The sequence below is a fragment of the Janthinobacterium sp. TB1-E2 genome (assembly GCF_036885605.1).
Classification (GTDB): domain Bacteria; phylum Pseudomonadota; class Gammaproteobacteria; order Burkholderiales; family Burkholderiaceae_D; genus Janthinobacterium; species Janthinobacterium aestuarii.
Genome location: NZ_CP142523.1, coordinates 3,173,866 through 3,193,445 on the forward strand (window position 1 = coordinate 3,173,866; position 19,580 = coordinate 3,193,445).

General features: G+C 63.2%; 13 protein-coding genes. 9 read left to right on the forward strand and 4 right to left on the reverse strand.

Annotated elements, in window-relative coordinates; all coding sequences use genetic code 11:
• Window positions 1-119: 119 nt before the first annotated feature.
• From OPV09_RS14145 to OPV09_RS14165, 5 genes are all read left to right on the forward strand, one after another.
• Complete coding sequence (locus tag OPV09_RS14145) at window positions 120-3,470, forward strand: TIM-barrel domain-containing protein (RefSeq protein ID WP_338678538.1); 3,351 nt, start codon at window positions 120-122, stop codon at window positions 3,468-3,470.
• A 98-nt stretch (window positions 3,471-3,568) separates the two neighbouring features.
• Complete coding sequence (locus OPV09_RS14150) at window positions 3,569-6,514, forward strand: TonB-dependent receptor plug domain-containing protein (RefSeq protein WP_338678539.1); 2,946 nt, start codon at window positions 3,569-3,571, stop codon at window positions 6,512-6,514.
• A 494-nt stretch (window positions 6,515-7,008) separates the two neighbouring features.
• Complete coding sequence (locus tag OPV09_RS14155) at window positions 7,009-10,050, forward strand: TonB-dependent receptor (RefSeq protein ID WP_338678540.1); 3,042 nt, start codon at window positions 7,009-7,011, stop codon at window positions 10,048-10,050.
• A gap of 66 nt (window positions 10,051-10,116) precedes the next feature.
• Window positions 10,117-11,508, forward strand: a complete 1,392-nt coding sequence (locus tag OPV09_RS14160) for a Gfo/Idh/MocA family protein (protein WP_200873015.1) — start codon at window positions 10,117-10,119, stop codon at window positions 11,506-11,508.
• Between the two features lie 128 nt (window positions 11,509-11,636).
• On the forward strand, window positions 11,637-12,944 hold the full coding sequence (locus OPV09_RS14165) for a DUF3472 domain-containing protein (RefSeq protein ID WP_338678541.1): 1,308 nt from the start codon (window positions 11,637-11,639) through the stop codon (window positions 12,942-12,944).
• A gap of 3 nt (window positions 12,945-12,947) precedes the next feature.
• Here the strand turns inward: OPV09_RS14165 and OPV09_RS14170 are convergent, their stop codons facing one another.
• Window positions 12,948-13,460: a hypothetical protein gene (locus OPV09_RS14170; protein ID WP_139143520.1), complete on the reverse strand. Its 513-nt coding sequence runs from the start codon at window positions 13,458-13,460 to the stop codon at window positions 12,948-12,950.
• A 275-nt stretch (window positions 13,461-13,735) separates the two neighbouring features.
• Between OPV09_RS14170 and OPV09_RS14175 the strand changes: the two genes are divergently transcribed.
• On the forward strand, window positions 13,736-14,377 hold the full coding sequence (locus OPV09_RS14175) for a hypothetical protein (RefSeq protein ID WP_139143519.1): 642 nt from the start codon (window positions 13,736-13,738) through the stop codon (window positions 14,375-14,377).
• Window positions 14,378-14,450: 73 nt separating this feature from the next.
• Here OPV09_RS14175 and OPV09_RS14180 read toward each other — a convergent pair whose 3' ends face one another.
• A complete protein-coding gene (locus OPV09_RS14180) occupies window positions 14,451-14,828 on the reverse strand; it encodes a SirB2 family protein (RefSeq protein WP_034751260.1) in 378 nt (125 codons plus the stop codon).
• An 84-nt stretch (window positions 14,829-14,912) separates the two neighbouring features.
• Window positions 14,913-15,359 (reverse strand): GNAT family N-acetyltransferase, encoded by a 447-nt coding sequence (locus tag OPV09_RS14185; protein WP_338678542.1) that lies wholly within the window; start codon window positions 15,357-15,359, stop codon window positions 14,913-14,915.
• Between the two features lie 282 nt (window positions 15,360-15,641).
• Between OPV09_RS14185 and OPV09_RS14190 the strand changes: the two genes are divergently transcribed.
• The 3 genes from OPV09_RS14190 (at window position 15,642) to OPV09_RS14200 (ending at window position 19,022) form a co-directional block, all read left to right on the forward strand.
• On the forward strand, window positions 15,642-16,886 hold the full coding sequence (locus tag OPV09_RS14190) for an MFS transporter (protein ID WP_070305910.1): 1,245 nt from the start codon (window positions 15,642-15,644) through the stop codon (window positions 16,884-16,886).
• Complete coding sequence (locus OPV09_RS14195; protein WP_219329445.1) at window positions 16,883-18,268, forward strand: NarK family nitrate/nitrite MFS transporter; 1,386 nt, start codon at window positions 16,883-16,885, stop codon at window positions 18,266-18,268. Before OPV09_RS14190 ends, OPV09_RS14195 begins: the two co-directional genes overlap by 4 nt.
• 61 nt (window positions 18,269-18,329) lie before the next feature.
• The gene (locus tag OPV09_RS14200) at window positions 18,330-19,022 is read left to right on the forward strand and encodes a carbonic anhydrase (protein ID WP_034751250.1); all 693 of its coding nucleotides are present in this window, start codon (window positions 18,330-18,332) and stop codon (window positions 19,020-19,022) included.
• A gap of 120 nt (window positions 19,023-19,142) precedes the next feature.
• Here OPV09_RS14200 and OPV09_RS14205 read toward each other — a convergent pair whose 3' ends face one another.
• Window positions 19,143-19,514, reverse strand: coding sequence for a hypothetical protein (locus tag OPV09_RS14205; protein ID WP_034751248.1), 372 nt, complete (start codon window positions 19,512-19,514; stop codon window positions 19,143-19,145).
• Window positions 19,515-19,580 lie beyond the last annotated feature (66 nt).

Sequence of the window (19,580 nt, forward strand, 5' to 3'; positions counted from 1 at the left end):
AAATGGGCCAATTCTGGGCATTTTATTAATAAATTGCCGCTTTAACTTTCTTTTGATTGACGATGTTTATTTTTCTTCTTAAAGTATTTCCATCACTTCGATTTTCTGAAAGCCGCCTGATGAAACCTCTCCCGCTTCCCCGCCGCGCCCTTGCCGCCTGTGTCCTGGCCGCCCTTGCCACTCTGGCCGGACCCGGCCTGCAGGCCGCGCCTATCGGTAATCTGGCCAGCTTGAGTGCCGTGCATGCGGCCGACGTGGCCAAGGGCGAGGCGCTGGGCTGGGATGTGCGCAGCGACACGGGCATGCAACTGCGTATCAGCCTGCCGCAGGTGGACGTGCTGCGCATCCAGGCGTGCGGCAAGGCCGGCTTGACGGGGCCTGGCGACAAGGCCGCGCCCATCGTCGTGGGCCAGCCTGCCGCGCAGGTGGCGTACCAGATCAAGGAACAGCCCGACCATATCCTGATCAGTACCGAAGCCCTGAGCCTGCGCATCGACCGCAAACCGCTGCGCTTTACCCTTTTCCGCAACGGTGATGCGGTGCCGCTGTGGCGCGAGGTGCAACCGCTGTCGCTCGACGACAAGCAGGGCGTGCAGGTGCTTTCGAGCCTGCCGGGCGAGCGTTACTTTGGCGGCGGCCAGCAAAATGGCCGCTTCGAATTCAAGGGCAAGCAGGTGCCCGTGTCGTATTCGGGCGGCTGGGAAGAGGGCGACCGGCCAAATCCCGCGCCATTTCTCATGAGTTCACGCGGCTGGGGCATGCTGCGCAATACCTGGTCCGACGGGAATTACGACTTGCGCGACAAGGAGCAGATCTCGCTGCAGCACGCGGAAGGGCGCTTCGATGCGTATTTCTTCGTCGGTAAGGACTTGCGCGACGTCGTCGCCCGCTACACGGACTTGACGGGCCGCGCGCGCATGCTGCCCCGCTGGGCGCTGGAATACGGCGACGCCGATTGCTACAACGATGGCGATAACGTGAAAAAGCCCGGTTCCGTGCCGAAGAACTGGACGGACGGCCCCACGGGCAAGACGCCGGACGTGGTGGAAACGGTGGCGCGCCAGTACCGCGAACACGACATGCCGGGCGGCTGGATACTGCCCAACGACGGCTACGGCTGCGGCTACACGAATTTGCCGGAAACGGTGAAGGGCCTGGCCGGCTACGGCTTCCGTACGGGCCTGTGGACGGAAAACGGCGTCGACAAGATCGCCTGGGAAGTGGGCCAGGCGGGCAGCCGCGTGCAAAAGCTCGACGTGGCGTGGACGGGCAAGGGCTACCAGTTCGCCATGGATGCGAACAAGTCGGCCTACGACGGCATCCTGAACAACTCCGACAGCCGCCCCTTCCTGTGGACGGTGATGGGTTGGGCCGGCATCCAGCGCTACGCTGTGGCGTGGACGGGCGACCAGAGCGCCAGTTGGGACTACATCCGCTGGCATATCCCGACCCTGATCGGCTCGGGCCTGTCCGGCCAGGCCTATGCGTCCGGCGACGTGGACGCCATCTTTGGCGGCAGCCCGGAAACCTATCTGCGCGACCTGCAGTGGAAAAGCTTTACGCCCGTCCTGATGGGCATGTCCGGCTGGGCCGCGGCCGAGCGCAAGCACCCGTGGTGGTTCGATGAGCCGTACCGCGACATCAACCGCCGCTATCTGAAGCTCAAGATGCGCCTCACGCCGTATATGTATACCCTCGTGCGCGAAGCGGAACAATCGGGCGCGCCGCTGGTGCGCGGTCTGATGTGGGATTATCCGCAAGACCCGGCCGCCTACACGGAAGCGTATAAATACCAGTTCCTGCTGGGCCGCGACGTGCTGGTGGCGCCCGTCTACCGCAGCCAGGCCGTCAGCGGCGGCTGGCGCAAGGGCATCCACCTGCCGCAGGGCACGTGGTACGACTACTGGGATGGCCGCCAGGCCACGGCCGACGCCAAGGGGCGCGACCTCGATCTGCAGGTGACGCTCGATAAACTGCCCGTGTTCGTGCGCGCCGGCGCCATCCTGCCCATGTATCCGGAAATGCTGTACGACGGCCAGAAGCCGAAGGATCAGCTGACCCTCGATATCTACCCGCACGGCGATTCCGACTACACCCTGTATGAAGACGATGGCAACACGCGCCAGTACCAGGGCGGCGCCTTCAGCCAGCAAGTCATCCGCATGCGCCAGACGGGCGCCGACGTGCAGGTCGACATCGGCGCCGTCGATGGCCAGTACCAGGGCCAGGAAGCGCGTCGCGCTTATGCGCTGCGCATGCTGGCCGGCCAGGCGCCGGCCGCCGTGCGCGCCGGCGAACGCCTGATCGCGGCAGCCGCCGGCCGTGCCGCCTACGACAAGGCGGCAGAGGGCTGGTATTTTGATGCGGCGGACAGGCAAGGCACCTTGCACGTGAAAGTGGCGGCGCAGGATATCCGCCAGCCTTTGATCCTGCAGGTCGCCGGCGCGCTGGCCGTGGCACGCACGGATGCCGACTTCCCGGCGGCGCCCGTGCCGGGCCGCGCCTTGCCGGCCGACGCCATGCAGGTGGTGGCGCGTCCTGCGGAAGAAAGCGGCTATCCGCTGGAAAACGCCTTCGATGGCAAGCCGGAGACGTGGTTCCGCACCGTGCGCAGCCCGTCCGTGAAAAGCGGACCGCATGAATGGGTGATCGGCTTTACGGAACGGCGCCTGGTGGACGGCGTCGAACTGGCGCCGCGCAACGACCAGCACTGGAAGCATGGCCAGGTGCGCGACTATGAAATCTACATCGGCGACAACAACGGCGAGTGGGGCGCGCCGCTGCAGCGGGGCACCTTGAAGCTGCAGGAAGGCCCGCAGACGATCAACTTCCCCGCCACGGCCGGGCGCTTGCTGCGCTTTCGCGTCATGAGCACGCAAAATCCGGAAGGCGATGGCGCGGCGTCCCTGGACCCGATGGTAACGGCGGCGCAAGCGGGTCCGGTGGCGCGCGCGTTCGACGCGGCGCTGGCGACCGACGTGGCGCCCGTCACCTTGTCCGCATTCCGCGTGCTCGAACACAGAGTGGCCGAAGGCGAGGAAGTGCAGCGCTACCTGTCGGACCTGGCGTTGCCGAAGACTATCGCGAAAGACCGGCCAGCCGGCAAGGCGGCCGAGATGCGCATGAACGGGCTGTGGTTCCGCAAGGGCCTCGGCGTGGGACCAGCCAGCCGCATCGACTTGCAGCTGGCGGGCAACTGGAATCTGCTGCGCGCCGACCTGGGCGTGGACGATAGCTGCCGCAGCGCGGGCGGCTTGCAATTCCAGGTATGGAGCGGTGAGCGGCTGCTGTACGACAGCGGCCTGGTCACGGCTCCCGGGGTGGTCAAACCCGAAATCGACGTGCGCGGCCTGAGCCAGCTCAGTTTGCGCACCCTGGGCGCGCGCGGCGCCCACCCGGCCCAGGTCTGCGGCAACTGGGCCAATGCCGTACTCACCGGCACGGAAGGCGCGACAGTCAAGCCGCGCTAACTGCTTCAATCATTTCACTAAAAAGAGCCCCTCTTCGGACCGGGGAGGGGCTCTTGCAACCTGACGAAAACAAATCACTTATAAAAAGGGAGTTGAGTATGCACTTGAAAAAAATGATGGCCGCGATGGTGGCGGTAGGGCTGGCGTCGACGGCGCTGGCGGCGGAGGAGGAGAAACTGGCGCGTGTCGAAGTGACGGGCTCCAGCCTGAAGCGCATCAACGCGGAGACGGCGTCGCCCGTGCAGGTGATCAACGCCAAACAGATCGAGAACATGGGCGCGCTGACCTTGCTGCAAGTGCTCGACAACCTGCCCGCCGCCCGTCCGGCGCAGCAGGACTTCCGTTCGATGTTTACGGGCTCCGATGGCGGTTCGCAAGCGAACTTGCGCGGCATGGGCGCGCAGGGCACCCTGGTGCTGCTCAATGGCCGCCGCCTGTCGTTCTATGGCGCGCCGGCCGGCTTCCAGACCATGTTCGTCAATATCGACGCCATTCCCGCCGCCGCCATTGAGCGCATGGAAATTTTGACGGACGGCGCGTCGGCCGTGTATGGCTCCGACGCCGTGGCCGGCGTCATCAACGTGATCACCAAGAAGTCGTACCAGGGCCTGGAAGCGCGCGCCAACGGCGAGTTTTCGCCGAGCGTGAAATCGTATGGCGAGCGCCAGGCCAGCGTGCTGTATGGCCTGGGCGACCTGGCCAGCGATGGCTACAACATCTACGGTTCCGTGAACGTCTACCAGCGCGACCGCATCGCGCTGGCCGATACGTACCAGAAGCGTCCCTCGTATTTTTATGTAAACAATCCCAATTTCATCCCGAACATGCGCGTGGGTGTCGGCAGCGAACCGGGCGTGATGAATCCAGGGACCTTCTTTGTCTTCGACAAGGCGAAGAACAATGCGCGCACCCAGCGCGCCGTCAATGGCTGCAACAACAGCATCACCGAAGCGTCGGGCACGCGCTGTGTGTGGAATGCGCTGCCCAACCAGCTCGACACGGGCCCCACCTCGGAGCGCGCCACGGCCTACGTGAGCGGCCGGCTGAAACTCGGTGGCGACATGGAAGCGTTCGCGGAAGGCGCTTTCACCCACATCAAGATGCGCGGCGAGAATGGCCCGTCCAGCTTCAATAGCGGCAGCACGAACAACTGGTTCGCGCGCAACACGGGCAATACCCTGAACACGTTTGCCACGCCTTTCCTGAGCCCCAACAACGTCTACCTGAAAGGCAAGCTCGATGCCGACATGGTGGACAAGATGGGCGGCGCGGCCGGCTTGAACTATTTGCTGCAGGATGCGCAAGGCCACTTCGGCCAGAAGAACGTCGATGAAAACTACCGCGCGCTCGTCGGCCTGCGCGGCAGCATCGGCGGCGGTTGGGATTTTGAAACGGCGCTCAGCGTGGCGGGCAGCCATTCGACGCTGTTCCAGACGGCGAACATCAACATCAAGGGCTTCGAGCAGGCATTCGGGCCGTTCACGAAAGACCCCGTCAGCGGCCGCACGTATATCTCCGACAATCCCGCCTACCAGTTCGGCGAAATCAGCGAGGCGAATGCGGCGCTGGTGCGCAGCGCCTATCCGACCTTCGCCATCGAATCGTGGACCAAGCTGATGACGTGGGATGCGAAGGTGGAAGGCACCCTGTTCAAGCTGGGCGAGCGCGAAGTGCGCGCCGCCGTGGGCACCAACGTGATGCGCGAGAGTTTCCTCACGCCCGGCAACGCGGATGCGGCCAATGGCCTGATCACGCAGCAGGGCGGTTCCTGGTTCGATGGCCGGCGCACCATCGCGGCCGTGTTTGGCGAAGTGGTGGTGCCGCTCAGCGACACCCTGGAAGTCAACGCGGCCGCGCGGCTGGACAAATATCCGCATTTCTCGGCCAACCTGGCGCCCAAGCTGGGCGTGATCTGGCGCGCGCGTCCCGACCTGATGCTGCGCGGGACGTATTCGGAAGGCTTCCGCGCGCCCAACCTGGCCGAATCGGGCACGGGCGGCGTCTTTGCGCAGGTGGGCGGCATCCGCGACACGGTGCGCTGCGATGAAACGAATGCCATGGCGCGCGCGCTGATGAAGTCCAAGGTGGCGACGGATGCGGACCTGGGCAAGAGTTTGCTCAATTCGAACTGCTCGACGACGGTGGGCGGCCTGACGCCGCCGAACCAGAACCTGCGCCCGGAAAAGGCGAAGATATCGACCGTGGGCCTGGTGCTGCAGCCGGCCAAGGACGTGAGCATCTCCATCGATTACTGGTTCATCAACCGCCGCGACGAAATCGTGCGCCAGGACTTCAACGAGCTGTTTACGGAACTGGTGGACAAGTACGGCCCGACCCTGGCCGGCACGTCCAGCGCCATCCGCAACGACCTGACGGATACGGACCGGGGCAACGTGGCGGCGGTGGCGGCCATGTGCGCCAATCCCGCCAACGCGGGCGTGTGCACGGGCGGCGTGCCCGGCTACTCGGTGGGCAACCTGGGCGGCTTGATCAACTCGTATTCGAACCGCGGCCGCACCCTGATGGATGGCGTGGACATCGATGCGCGCACGCGCTTTGGGCTCGGTGACTGGGGCAAGCTGAGCACGGGCATCGCGGCCACCATCCGCAAGCGCGACACCCACGACAGCGAAGACGGCAGCGATATCAAGGGCAATACCGTCGGCTACTACGATTCGCCGCGCTACCGTGCCACGGTCAACGCCGACTGGAGCTACCGCAACTTCGTCAGCAGCGTCTTCATCAACTATTCGGGCAAGACGCGCTGGGCCTACGGTCCCTGGGACAAAGACAACACGCCGGAAAACTGCACCGCCGCCTCGGTGGCGCTGCCGGCCGGCCAGTGCAAGGGCGCGCCGTCATACACGACGGTCAACCTGGCCTTCAGCTGGAAGCCGGTGAAGAACCTGGACGTGGGCCTGAACGTGAAAAACGCGTTCAACAAGAAGCCGTACTACGACCCGAACGGCTGGGAAGGCTACAACCATAGCCAGGACCTGTTCGGCCGCCAGTTCGCCCTGTCGGCCAGCTACAAGTTCTTTTAATACGTGACGCTGCCCCGGCCCGTCTATGCGGGCCGGGGTATTGGCATGGAAAAGAAAAGATAATATTCCGAAATGTACAATACGAAAGATAAACGTAAGTGAAAGCAGAGTGCCATGGCTGCTTTCGCGTTTTTCTCCCCGTTTTTTTGCGCCGATTCACCATTTCTGCTTACCTCGCTGCAGTCGCGTGTATCTGTCATACCACGATAACGAAAGTTATGGGACGCGTCACAGATTAAATCGAAAGATAAAATGCCTTTATTTGCCGGATTTCTCGATAAATTGCCGTTATAACTTTCTTTTTGTTGACGATACTTATTTTTCTTTTTAAAGTAATCCCAAGAAAACGAAAATCAGCCGATACGGACTGATTTCCCGGAAGGTGCAACTGCCTAGAGCTACCTTCCGACGACCACCATAAAAATTGCATCCCCCCGGCTTCGCCCTGGAGCGGGGAGGGCGCGCATAACCCTCGATATAGACGGAGACACACCATGCATACCACCGGACTCAAATTGCGCCACATCAGCCGCGCCGCCGCGATCGTGATCGCCCTGGCGGCCGGCGTGCCAGGCCAGGCCTGGGCACAGTCGAACGCCACCAGCACCATTTTCGGCGAAGTGAGCGCACCGGCCGGCGCCACCGTGGTGCTGGAAAACCTGGCGACGGGCGTGCAACGCACCTTGACGCCCGATACGTCGGGCCGCTACGTGGCCAACTCCATGCCGCCAGGCCGCTATGCGGTGCGCGTGCTGCGTGCCGGTTCGGTGGAAGCATCGCAGGAAGTCGAAGCCCTGATCGGCGCGGGCGCGGAAGCGAACTTCGGTCCGGCCAGCGCGGCCGGCACCGTGGGGCAGGAGCAGACCGTCGTCGTGAAAGCGTCGCGCAATCCGATCGACGTGTCGAACACGAACAACGGCGTGATCTTCACGGCCAAGGAATTGAAGGCGCTGCCGGTCGGCAATGATGTGGCATCCATCGTGCAGCTGACGCCGGGCGTCTCGCGCGGCACCAACAGCGTGTACGGCAATGCGCCATCGATCGGCGGCTCTGGCCAGTCGGAAAACGCGTTCTACGTCAACGGCTTCCCCATCACGAACATCCTGACCCAGGTGGGCGCGTCGGAGCTGCCGTTTGGCGCGATCTCGAACCTGCAGGTACTGTCGGGCGGCTATGGTTCGGAATTCGGCCGCTCCACGGGCGGCGTGATCAACATCACCACCAAGAGCGGCGGCAACAAGGTCGAATTCGGCGGCAAGGTCTCCATCATTCCCCGTTCGCTGAAGGGCGAGCCGGAAAACACCTATTACCCGAACACGGGCGCCAATCCCAAGACGGACGGCAACCTGCTGTACTGGAACCGCGACAATGGCAGCACCAGCAAAGTGGTGGGCCTGTACGGCAGCGGCCCGCTGATCAAGAACAAGCTGTTCGCCTTCGTGGCGCTGGAACAGACGCGCACGGACAGCCAGTCCGTTGCCGCCGCCGCCGACTCGGGCACGGCTCTGGCGCGCGGCTGGAGCACGAGCCAGAGCAAGGTGGACCGCATGATGGCCAAGCTCGACTACAACCTGACGGACGACCATCACTTCGAATACACCAAATTGTATGACCGCACGAAAACAGACAGCCAGGCATATGGCTACAGCTACGCCACGCATGCAAGCAATGGCGTCCAGGCAGGCAAGGGCGAGACGACGGTCAACTGCTGCGGTTCATCGGCCGCGCCGGGCGCCAACATCGACATCTTCAAGTACACGGGCTACCTGACGGACAACCTGACCGTGACGGCCATGATGGGCGAATCGCGCACCTCGCACACCCGCACGCCGAACGGCTACAACCCGCTGCTGGCGCAAACGTCGTCGAATACCTCGACGCAAGTCCCTGGCCTGACGTACGCCAATCCGCAAACGGTGACGGGCACCCTGGTCGACCCGTCGTCGGAAGACCGCCAGAAAGCCAAGCGCCTGGATCTCGAATACAAGCTGGGCAAGCACTCGCTGCGCGGCGGCATCGACCGCATCGACGTGGAATCGAAAGTGGGCCTGAGCCTGGCCGGCGGCTACCGCTGGAGCTATCAGCGCGCGACCGATCCGAACCGGGCCATCAACGGCGCCTTTGAAACGCCGGCCCAGGGCGGCGGCTACGGCGCGCAGGGCTATTACGTCAGCAAGGACTTGAACGCCAACCTGGCGCGCCCGACCAGCGTGCAATCGGCGCAATACATCCAGGACCACTACCAGGTCACGGAACGGGTGCTGCTGGACCTGGGCCTGCGCCGCGAACAGTTCACCAACTACAGCACCGATGGCGTGGCCTTCATTTCGCAGCGCAACATGATCGCCCCGCGCGTGGGCGCCACCTGGGATTACCTGGGCGACGGCACGCTGAAATTCTTCGCCAATGGCGGCCGCTACCACTTGCCCGTGCCATCGAATTTGTCGAGCAACATGGCCAGCCCCTTCCTGGCCACCAGCGAGATGTACACGTACACGGGCATCGATCCCGTCACGGGCGCGCCGACGGGCCTGCACGCGATCAGCAAGCCGTATTCGGCAAACAATGCGTATGGCCAGAGCCGCGATGCGCGCGAAGTGACGGCCATCGGCCTGAAGCCGCTGTCGCAGGATGAATTCTCGCTCGGCTTCGAACGTGCCCTGAGCAAGAAGCTGGTGGTGGGCGCCAGCGTCCTGTACCGCAAGCTGAACGACACCAACGACGACACCTGCGACGCGCGTCCGCTGCAAGCCTGGGCCACGCGCAACAGCGTCGACACGAGCAATTGGGGCGGCTTCCAGTGCGCCATCATCAACCCGGGCCGCGACAACAGCCTGATGGTGGACTTCGACGATGGCAAGGGCTTGCGCCGCGTGGATATTTCTGCCGCGGAGTGGGGCAATCCGAAACCGGCACGCACCTACCGCGCCCTGAACCTGTTCATCGAACACCCGTACACGAACGGCTGGTACGGCAAGCTGACCTACACCTTGTCCGGCCTGAAGGGCAATATGGAAGGCCAGACGGACAGCATCGGCGGCGGCGACGTGGGCCTGACGGTCAGCGACGACCACAAGGAACTGATGTACAACGCGTATGGCTACCTGCCGGGCGACCACCGCCACGCCTTCAAGGCCTACGGCTTCATGCAGGTCATCCCGGACGTGACGGTCGGCGCCAACCTGTCGCTGACGTCGGGCGCGCCACGCAACTGCATCGGCGCGCTGCCCGACAACCTGAAGTTCGAGAACGACTACGGCGATTCCTACTTCTATTGCGATGGCAAAGCGGCGCCGCGCGGCAGCCAGGGCCGCCTGCCTTGGCAAGCCCAGCTGGACATGAATCTGGCCTATACTCCCAGCGCCGTCAAGGGCCTGAGCCTGAAAGTGGACGTGTTCAATGTGTTCAACAGCCAGACCGTGACCCGCTACAACGAGACGCGCGAAGACCATGGCGCCATCGCCCGCAGCTATCTGCAGGTGGCCGGCCGCACGGCGCCGCGTTCCGTGCGCTTCACGGCGGAATACACCTATTAAACTGCAGCCGGCCTGCCGTGCGGCGGACCGGCGACGATCATTACCAATGGAAGCGAGAAGAGACCAATGACGACACAAATCAATCGACGCAATTTCCTGTCCGCCAGCGCCGCGCTGGCCGGTGGCGCCATGACCGGCAGCGCACTGCTGCCTGGCGAGGCCAACGCCGCACCCGCCGCCGGCCGCGACAAGGTCCGCCTGGGCCTGATCGGCACGGGCATGCGCGGCCAGGTGCTGCTGGCCGAACTGGTGCGCCGCGACGACGTGGAAGTGGTGGCCCTGTGCGATATCGAACCGATCATGCTGAAACACGCGCTGGGCCAGGTGGCCAAGGCCGGCAAGCCCCGTCCGCGCACGTATGGCGAAGACCGCGACCAGAAAGCCTACAAGCGCATGCTGGACGCGGGCGGCCTCGATGGCGTGATCATCGCCACGCCGTGGGAATTCCATGCGCCGATGGCGATCGCCGCCATGCAGGCGAAGATCGCCGTCGGCTGCGAAGTGGTGGCCGGCATCACCCTGCAAGACCACTGGGATGTGCTCAATACCCAGCTGAAAACGGGCACGCCGTACATGTTGCTGGAAAACGTGTGCTACCGCCGCGACGTGATGGCCGCGCTGCAGATGGTGCGCGCGGGCCTGTTTGGTGAACTGCTGCACCTGCAGGGCGGCTACCAGCACGATTTGCGCGCCGTGAAATTCAACAGCGGCAATCCGGCCAAGCCATATGGCGGCGGCGTGGAGTTCGGCGAGAAGGGCTGGTCCGAAGCCCATTGGCGCACGCAGCACTCGGTCGAGCGCAATGGCGAGCTGTATCCAAGCCACGGCATCGGTCCGTGCGCCATGTACACGAACATCAACCGCGGCAACCGTTTTACGCGCATCAACGCCTTCGCCACCAAGGCGCGCGGCTTGCACGACTACATCGTCAAGCAGCCGGGCGGCGCGCAGCATGCGAACGCCAAGGTGAAATTCAAGCTGGGCGACGTCGTCACCACCACGCTGGCGTGCGAGAACGGCGAAACCATCATCCTGCAGCACGATACGAGCTTGCCGCGTCCGTATTCGCTGGGCTTCCGCGTGCAAGGCACGGACGGCCTGTGGATGGACTTGAACAATTCGATCCATATCGAAGGCGTCAGCAAGCCGCACCAGTGGGACGACTTCAAGGCTTACCAGGACAAGTATGAGCATCCGGTGTGGCGCAAGTACGCGGCACAAGCGGAAGGCGCTGGCCACGGCGGCATGGACTTCTTCGTCATCCACGCCTTTGTCGAAGCGCTCAAGGCCAACGCGCCGATGCCGATCGATATCTACGATGCCGTGACGTGGAGCGCCATCACGCCGCTGTCCGAGCAATCGATCGCCGCCAACTTCCAGACCCTGGACTTCCCGGACTTTACGGGCGGGCAGTGGAAATCGCGCAAGCCGATCTTCGCCCTCGACGGCAAGTACTAAGCTCCATTCGCCCGCTACCGCACCAGTTGCCGTAGCGGGTTTTTTCTATCCACCCAGTTTTTCAACCGCGGCGCAGGTGCGCAGGCCCGTGTTCGCCCGCCGCAAAGCTGTACCACCAGGAGACGTTGATGAAACACAGAAGTTCATTACTCTATGCCATCCTTCCCGCCATGCCCTTGCTGCTGGCGGCCTGCGGCGGCGCCACCGCCACGGGCAACGGCAACACGGCCTTGCTGGCGGCCAGCGTGGCGGCGCCCGCCACGACGGCGACCGTGGAACTGGCCGGTAACGCCTTCATCACCAGCGGCGACGCAGGCGCCGTCATCAACGAACGCGGCCTGGCCGGCTGGAGCAATCCCGATGCCGTCGCCAGCACGTATTTCCGCGTGGCCGAGGCGGGCTCCGTGCAGGTGGCGCTCGACGCCAGCCTGGCCGATGGCGGCAACAGCACCATCCGCGTGAAGATCAATGGCACGCCGTTCGATGTCAAGCTGGCCGGCAAGGAGCGCAAGACCTATGCCGTCGGCACGGTCAATGTGCCGGCGGCCGGCTATGTAAAGGTCGACATGCAGGGCCTGAAGCGCGTGAAGGGCACGTTCGGCGACGTGGCGGCGCTGAAGGTGACGTCGAACACGGCGCTCACCTATGCGAATGACCGCGCCAACTACTACTGGTCGCGGCGCGGCCCGTCCGTGCACATGGGTTATACGGTGCCGGCCAATACCGAGTATTTCTATAACGAGATGACGATTCCCCAGGGCCAGGACGCCATCGGTTCCTACTTCATGGCCAACGGCTTTGGCCAGGGCTACATGGGCATCCAGGTGAAGTCGCCGAGCGAGCGCTGGATATTGTTCTCCGTGTGGGATGCCGACAATGGCGCCAAGACCACCCTGGTCAGCAAGGGCGCCGGCGTGGTCGACAATGCGTTTGGCGGCGAGGGCACGGGCGGCCAGACCTATCTGTCGTATAACTGGGCGGCTGGCACGACGTACCGCTTCATCACGCGTGCGCGGCCCGACGGCAATGGCGGCAGCGATTATTCGGCCTGGTTCTTCGCGCCCGAGACGGGCAAGTGGCGCTACATCGCCACCTGGAAGCGGCCGGCGATCTCCACGTATCTGACGGGCGTGCATTCCTTCCTCGAGAACTTTATCGATACCCTGGGCTACACGGAGCGCCGCGTCCAGTTCGGCAACCAGTGGGCCAGGAACGTTTCCGGGACATGGACCGAAGTGACGGCGGGAAGGTTCACCGGCGACGCCACGGCCACGAATGCGCAGCGCATGGATTATGCGGGCGGGCTGGAAAACGGCAGGTTCTACCTGCATAACGGCGGCTTCTTCGCCGACTATGTGAAAACCAGCCAGAACTTTACGCGGCCCGCGACGGGCCAGGCGCCGGCCGTCGATGTCAGCGCCTTGCCGATGCAGTAAGTCTTACCCTGGCCGCTTGCCTACCATCGCATCGATGCCGCGATAGTAGGTGAGCGGCCGGCCTATCGTCACGCCCATCAATGCCGCCGCCTGGATGATGTCGTCCGTGTCGCGCCGGTAGACGATCAGCGCATCCATTTCGTCGGAGCCGTTGCCGTCGATCTGGATCAGGTCATAGCCGCCTTCTTCCACGGCGCGCTGCGCCAGTTCCGTATCCAGCCACTCGAAATAGGGCAGCACGCTGCCGCCGCTTTCCTTGAGCAGTGCGTACGGGAAGTCGGGGAATTCGTCGAACATGTCCTGTATCTGTTCGTGCAATTCATCGATCTTGTCGCTCGACGCCATATGGCCGCCCAGCTGCGAGAGGAGTTCCAGCGCGTAGGCTTGCGCATCGCTGTCGACCCATTCCTCGCGCGGCGCGGAGGGAGCTTCGGTGATGGCGGCGACGGCGTCGTCGAGTTCCTCGCCTTCCAGATCACCGCAGGTCAGCTTGGTCAATAGTTCGGATAAGAGCATGGTTGCCTTTCAGGGGAGCAGCACGGCCACGGTGGCTGCCTTGTCGATGAAGTTGCCAATACTATCATTGCCGTGCAGCTTGCCGCGTTCCGCAGAAGTCGTATGGCGTCCTTTGACTACTTGTCAACTAGACATTTTCGTGCCAGGCGGATACACTGAAAATATTTCCAATTAGCAATATTTATCTGGACTCATGCAGGCACAGGCGCGCTTGCCGTCCTTTGCCCTTTGCCCATCACTTGTGACCCATTTCTTCATTTTATTCAGGATCATCCATGTTTGTCCGAACCACCATGCTGCGCGCGCTGGCGTGCGCCGTCTTGCTGCCTGCGCTGTTGTCGGCCTGTGTCACCGGCCGCAATAGCGCGCCTGCGTTTACCTACACGACACCCGACCTTGCCAAGGGCGTTGTCGTCGGCACCGTGTTCGAGAGCTCCGTCTTCGAGGCGCATGGCGCCAGGTTCGGCATCGTCAGCAGCGACCCTGCCGCCCTCGAGGGCAAAAGTCTGTGGTTATCCAGCCATGCTCCCGCCGGCCAGGTCGCCTTGCAGAATGTCTTGCCAAAAGTACCTACGGGCAAAGGCAGCACCTTTGCGCTGCAGCTGACGCCGGGACGCTACAGCGTCATCATCTGGCTGCTTGACTATGGATTCAGGTCCAGGTACTCCGAATCGTCGCCGAAGCCGATCGAGTTTGACGTCGTTGCTGGCAAGGTCATCTACCTGGGACGTCTGGATGCCAACCGTTTCCTGCAAGTGGCTTCGATACACGACAATTTCGAGGAAGATATCGCATACCTGAAGAAAAATCCCTTGCTGGCCAATGCCAGCATCGAGAACAAGGCGCTCGAGGTGCGTGAATGGTGGCTAGAGGACGCCCTTGGCAAGGAAATTCAGGAAAGAAACCGCGCCAAATAAGCACCTGCAGGTCGCGCCGCGCACGCGTCACTCTGTACTGCAGGCGCGACCCTGCGCTACATTTTTTGCTGCATCAGAGCGGCCAGGCCTGTTTGGTCACGGCTACGGCGACGATGTAGGCGAAGACCAGCACGGCGAGCGCGAAGGCGGCGCCGCGCACGGCCGGCGTCTTGCCCCGTTTCAGCGCGATGGTGCCCAGCACGATGTAGGCCACCAGTGCGCACAGCTTGGCGGCCAGCCAGGGCTGGCTGCCCGGCGACTGGCCGCTCCACACGGCCAGGGTGATGGCGCTGGCCAGCAAGGCCGTGTCGACCAGGTGCGGCAGGATTTTTACCCAGCGCTGCTGCAAGGCGGGCGAGGCGCGCAGCATCCATGCGCCGCGCAAGAGGAAAAGCAGGCCGCTGGCGGCGGCGCAAGCCATGTGGAAATGCTTGAGGCTCAGATAGTCCATATGTCCATGCGGTCGTTATTCAAAGTAGCGCCAGCATAGCCGCCTTTGGCGCGCCGCGCCATACGCCGTCGGAGGGACGCGCAATCAGCGGCACCATTTCATGTACACGAGCTCCGGGTCTCCCTCGTCGAGATGGTCGATCTGTCCGCTGCGCACGAAACCCGCGCTGGCGAACAGCCGTTGCGCGGCCAAATTGGACTGGTTCGTCGAGGTGAATAGCTTCGCCGTCGTGCACGCGGCTTCGGCGGCGGCCAGCAGGCGCACGCCCACGCCGCGCCGCTGGTGGCCGGGAGCGACCACCACCAGCGAGACAAAGCCGTAATCGAAGAAATCGTCGCGCGTGAGGACATAGCCTGCCACCTGGCCAGCCCGGATGGCCACCTGGCAGTGCCCCTGGCCGACGGCGGCGCGCACGGCTTCGCCACGGCTGGCGTGCGCCTGCGCATAGGCATCGCAGGCCAGCATGGCGTCCACATCGCCAGCTTGGGCCGCGCGCGTGATGATCCCGTCTGTTTCGTGAATGTTCTGCATGGCGTTCTTTTTCTCCAGGCGCCGAGTGTGCCAAAAATGCGTCCGTTTGTAAAACACCCGCCATCCAGGCTAGGTTCATACCCCGCCATCTAGTCACTTTTGCCGATGCGGCTATCCAGATTGCCTTTCCAGAATCACCCTGTGGCCGATAGTGCCTTTCGACTCTGCCACGTAAGCTGGTCGGGACGGCTGGCCAGACGGCCAGTGCATTCATGGAGAAACATCGTGGCTACCCTAGATGGCACTAAGAACAACAGTAGTAACAAGGCAGTCGAACCCGGCATGCGGCGCAAGCAGGCGTCCGTGCTGATCAGCAGCACCTTCGCATTTACCATCTGCTTTGCGGTCTGGATGATGTTTGCCGTACTGGGCATCCCCATCAAGACCAGCCTGGGCTTGACTGAAACACAATTCGGCCTGCTGGCCGCCATGCCCGTGCTGACGGGCTCCCTCGTGCGCGTGCCCTTGGGCATCTGGACGGACAAATACGGCGGACGCCGCGTCTTCTTCTGGCTGATGCTGGCCAGCGTGGTGCCGATCTACCTGATCTCCTACGCCACCGCCTATTGGCACTTCCTCGTGCTGGGCATGTTCGTGGGCCTGGCAGGCGGCTCGTTTTCCGTCGGCACGCCTTACGTGGCGCGCTGGTATGAAAAGGAGCGTCGCGGCCTGGCGATGGGCATCTTCGGCGCCGGCAATTCCGGTTCCGCGCTGACCAAGTTCGTCGCGCCCGGCATCGTCGCCGCCTTCGGCTGGCAGATGCTACCCAAGGTGTACGCGGTAGCCATGCTGGCCACGGCCATCATCTTCTGGCTGTTTTCGTACACGGACAAATCGCACCTGGCGCCATCGGGCGAAAGCTTTTCGGCCCAGATGAAAGTGCTGAAGGATCCGCGCGTGTGGCGCTACTGCCAGTACTACTCGGTGGTGTTCGGCGGCTACGTGGCGCTGGCGCTGTGGATGACGAAGTACTACGTGGCCGAATACGGTTTTGATTTGAAACACGCGGCGCTGCTGGCCGCCTGCTTCTCGTTGCCGGGCGGCGTGCTGCGCGCCGTGGGCGGCTGGATCTCCGACAAATACGGCGCGGCGAAAGTCACCTGGGCCGTGATGTGGGTGTGCTGGGTGTGCTTCTTCCTGCTGTCGTATCCGCAAACACAGATGGTCGTGGAAACCGTCACCGGTCCGCTGGCCTTCCATATCGGCCTGTCGCCGCTGTGGTTCACCGTGCTGCTGTTCATCGTCGGCATCGCCATGGCCGTGGGCAAGGCGTCCGTCTTCAAGTTCATCGGCGATGATTTTTCCGACAACATCGGCGCCGTTTCTGGCGTGGTGGGCCTGGCTGGCGGCCTCGGTGGCTTCATCCTGCCCGTGATGTTCGGCGCCCTGGTGGACTTTACGGGCGTGCGTTCGAGCTCCTTCATGCTCCTCTACGGCACCGTTTGCGTCTCCCTCATCTGGATGCATTTCTCGTTCAAGCCGCTGCGCGCGGCACCTACCAACCAACTCGCAGGAGCTAAAGCATGAGCCGCTATATGATTAATACCTGGGAGCCGGAAACCCCGAGCTTCTGGCAAAACACGGGCAAGGCCACGGCCGCGCGCAATCTGTGGATCTCGATCCCCGCGCTGCTGCTGGCATTCGCCGTGTGGATGGTGTGGAGCGTGGTGGTGGTCAACCTGCCCAACATCGGCTTCACCTACAGTAACAACCAGCTGTTCTGGCTGACGGCCTTGCCGGGTTTGTCCGGCGCCACCTTGCGCATCTTTTATTCGTTCATGGTGCCGATCTTCGGCGGGCGCCGCTGGACGGCCATTTCCACGGGTTCCTTGCTGATTCCCGCCATCGGCATCGGCCTGGCCGTGCAGGATGTGAACACCGGTTATCCGACCATGCTGATCCTGGCCTTGCTGTGCGGCTTCGGCGGCGGCAATTTCGCCTCCTCGATGGCCAACATCAGCTTTTTCTATCCAAAGGCGAGCAAGGGCTTCGCGCTGGGCATGAATGCGGGCCTGGGCAACCTGGGCGTGTCGGTGGTGCAGTTCGTCGTGCCGCTGGTGATCACGTTTGCCGTCTTCGGCGCCTGGGGCGGCGATTCGCTCACCTGGGTCAAGAATGGCGTGAGCAAGGACATGTGGCTGCAAAACGCGGGCTTCATCTGGGTGCCGTTCATCGCGCTGTCGACCTTGCTGGCCTGGTTCGGCATGAATGACCTGGCGTCGGCGAAAGCGTCGTTTTCCGAGCAGGCCGTGATCTTCAAGCGCAAGCATAACTGGCTCATGTGCTGGCTGTACACGGGCACCTTCGGCTCCTTCATCGGTTATTCGGCCGCGTTTCCGCTGCTGATCAAGATCCAGTTCCCCGACGTGAATCCGCTCGATTACGCCTTCCTCGGCCCCCTCGTCGGTGCGCTGGCGCGCGTGGCCGGCGGCGTGATTTCCGACAAACTGGGCGGCGCCAGAGTCACCCTGTGGTCCTTCCTGCTGATGATCGGTGCCGTGCTGGGCGTGCTGTACTTCATGCCGCAAGCGGGCGTGGGTGGCAGTTTCAATGGCTTCTTCTGGATGTTCATGCTGCTGTTCGCCGGCACGGGCATCGGCAACGCGTCGACCTTCCGCATGATCCCCGTGATCTTCCTGACGGAACACCAGCGCGCGGCGGCCGGCAAGGGCAAGGCGGCGCAGGAGCAAGCCATCGTCGACGCCAACAAGGAAGGCGCGGCCGTCCTGGGCTTCACCTCGGCCGTGGCCGCCTACGGCGCCTTCTTCATCCCGAAAAGCTATGGCACCTCGATCGCGCTGACGGGCAGCCCCGACGCGGCCCTGTGGTGCTTCATCGGCTTTTATGTCAGCTGCATCGCGATCACCTGGTGGTGCTATGCGCGCAAGAATGCGCCGATGCCTTGCTAGTTAGCGTCAGAACGTCGGACGAGTCTTGCTTGCCCGGCGTTGAACACAGTAAGAGGTAGTCATGGAAGAACTGGAAAAATTCGTCAACGGCTTCAGCCTGTTTCAGCAGCAGTACTTCAGCGAGCCGCAAACCTTGTACGACAGCCTGCGCGACGGGCAGCGGCCCTCGACTCTGCTGATCGGCTGCTGCGATTCGAGGGTCGACCCCATGCTGCTGACGGGCAGCGACCCGGGCGACATGTTCGTCGTGCGCAATATCGCCAACCTCGTGCCACCGTGTACGCCGGACGCGCCGCCCGGCGTCAGTTCGGCCATCGAGTTCGCCGTCTGCAAGCTCGAAGTGGCCAGGGTCATCGTGCTCGGTCATGCGCGCTGCGGCGGCATCCGCGCGCTGCTGGAACCGCAGCCGCGCGCGGAAGGGCAGGAAACGGACTTCGTTGGCCAGTGGATGCGCATCGCCGAACCGGTGGCGCAAAGAGTACGGCGCGAACTGGCGCACCGTTCGTCGGCGGAACAGCACCACGCGTGCGAGCTGGCCAGCATATTGCAGTCGCTGGACAACCTGCTCACCTACCCGTGGCTCAAGCGCAGGGTGGAGCAGGGCGTATTGAAATTGCATGGATGGTATTTCGACATCGACAGCGGGGCGCTGATGGCGTATTCGGCGCGCCAGCAGCAGTTTTTGCCGCTCGTCTGTCCAATAGAAAGGGCGCGGCATTTGCATGAGCGCCCTTGGCCGGATGCAGGCAGATAATCCGAAACGTGCGGCCAACAAAGTGTCGGATTGCGCTACGCTAATCCGACCTACGTCGCTCCACAGTTGCCTCGTCAGGTAGGTCGGATTAGCCCGCAGGGCGTAATCCGACAAGCTCCCTCAACTAAAACGTAACAAATCCCCGCTGCGGTCAAACGCCAGCAGGCTGTCGATGCGGCCTTGCTCGATGGCCGTCACCATGGCGCGCAGGGGCGCCTCGCATTCCTGCGCGGCGGGCGGCTGGCCTTCGCGACCCGCCAGTCCCGCCACGAAGACTACGTCCCAGTGCGTCTGCATCTGTTTCGACTCCTCCTTCAACGTCTCGAAGCTGTCCAGTTCCTCGGGCAGCTTGTCGGCGCACATCACGGGCGTGAGGGACTTGCCCTGGCCGCCAGGCTGGGCCTGCGCCTGGGTAAAGGTGAACAGCAGGCGTTGCGGCTGCTCCTGGTTGCGGGCGCTGCTCAGCAGGCTGGCGTAATCGGTAATCGGCATGATGCTCTTTCTCTGTGTTGAACGATGACGACAGGTATACCGCAGCTCCGCCGCGCCGCCCATAGG

Coding starts and splice junctions, on each gene's coding strand:
- OPV09_RS14155 (WP_338678540.1), top strand. CDS start 7,009: ATGCATACCACCGGACTCAAATTGCGCCACATCAGCCGCGCCGCCGCG.
- OPV09_RS14180 (WP_034751260.1), bottom strand. CDS start 14,828: ATGGACTATCTGAGCCTCAAGCATTTCCACATGGCTTGCGCCGCCGCC.
- OPV09_RS14170 (WP_139143520.1), bottom strand. CDS start 13,460: ATGCTCTTATCCGAACTATTGACCAAGCTGACCTGCGGTGATCTGGAA.
- OPV09_RS14195 (WP_219329445.1), top strand. CDS start 16,883: ATGAGCCGCTATATGATTAATACCTGGGAGCCGGAAACCCCGAGCTTC.
- OPV09_RS14160 (WP_200873015.1), top strand. CDS start 10,117: ATGACGACACAAATCAATCGACGCAATTTCCTGTCCGCCAGCGCCGCG.
- OPV09_RS14165 (WP_338678541.1), top strand. CDS start 11,637: ATGAAACACAGAAGTTCATTACTCTATGCCATCCTTCCCGCCATGCCC.
- OPV09_RS14185 (WP_338678542.1), bottom strand. CDS start 15,359: ATGCAGAACATTCACGAAACAGACGGGATCATCACGCGCGCGGCCCAA.
- OPV09_RS14205 (WP_034751248.1), bottom strand. CDS start 19,514: ATGCCGATTACCGATTACGCCAGCCTGCTGAGCAGCGCCCGCAACCAG.
- OPV09_RS14200 (WP_034751250.1), top strand. CDS start 18,330: ATGGAAGAACTGGAAAAATTCGTCAACGGCTTCAGCCTGTTTCAGCAG.
- OPV09_RS14150 (WP_338678539.1), top strand. CDS start 3,569: ATGCACTTGAAAAAAATGATGGCCGCGATGGTGGCGGTAGGGCTGGCG.
- OPV09_RS14175 (WP_139143519.1), top strand. CDS start 13,736: ATGTTTGTCCGAACCACCATGCTGCGCGCGCTGGCGTGCGCCGTCTTG.
- OPV09_RS14145 (WP_338678538.1), top strand. CDS start 120: ATGAAACCTCTCCCGCTTCCCCGCCGCGCCCTTGCCGCCTGTGTCCTG.
- OPV09_RS14190 (WP_070305910.1), top strand. CDS start 15,642: ATGCGGCGCAAGCAGGCGTCCGTGCTGATCAGCAGCACCTTCGCATTT.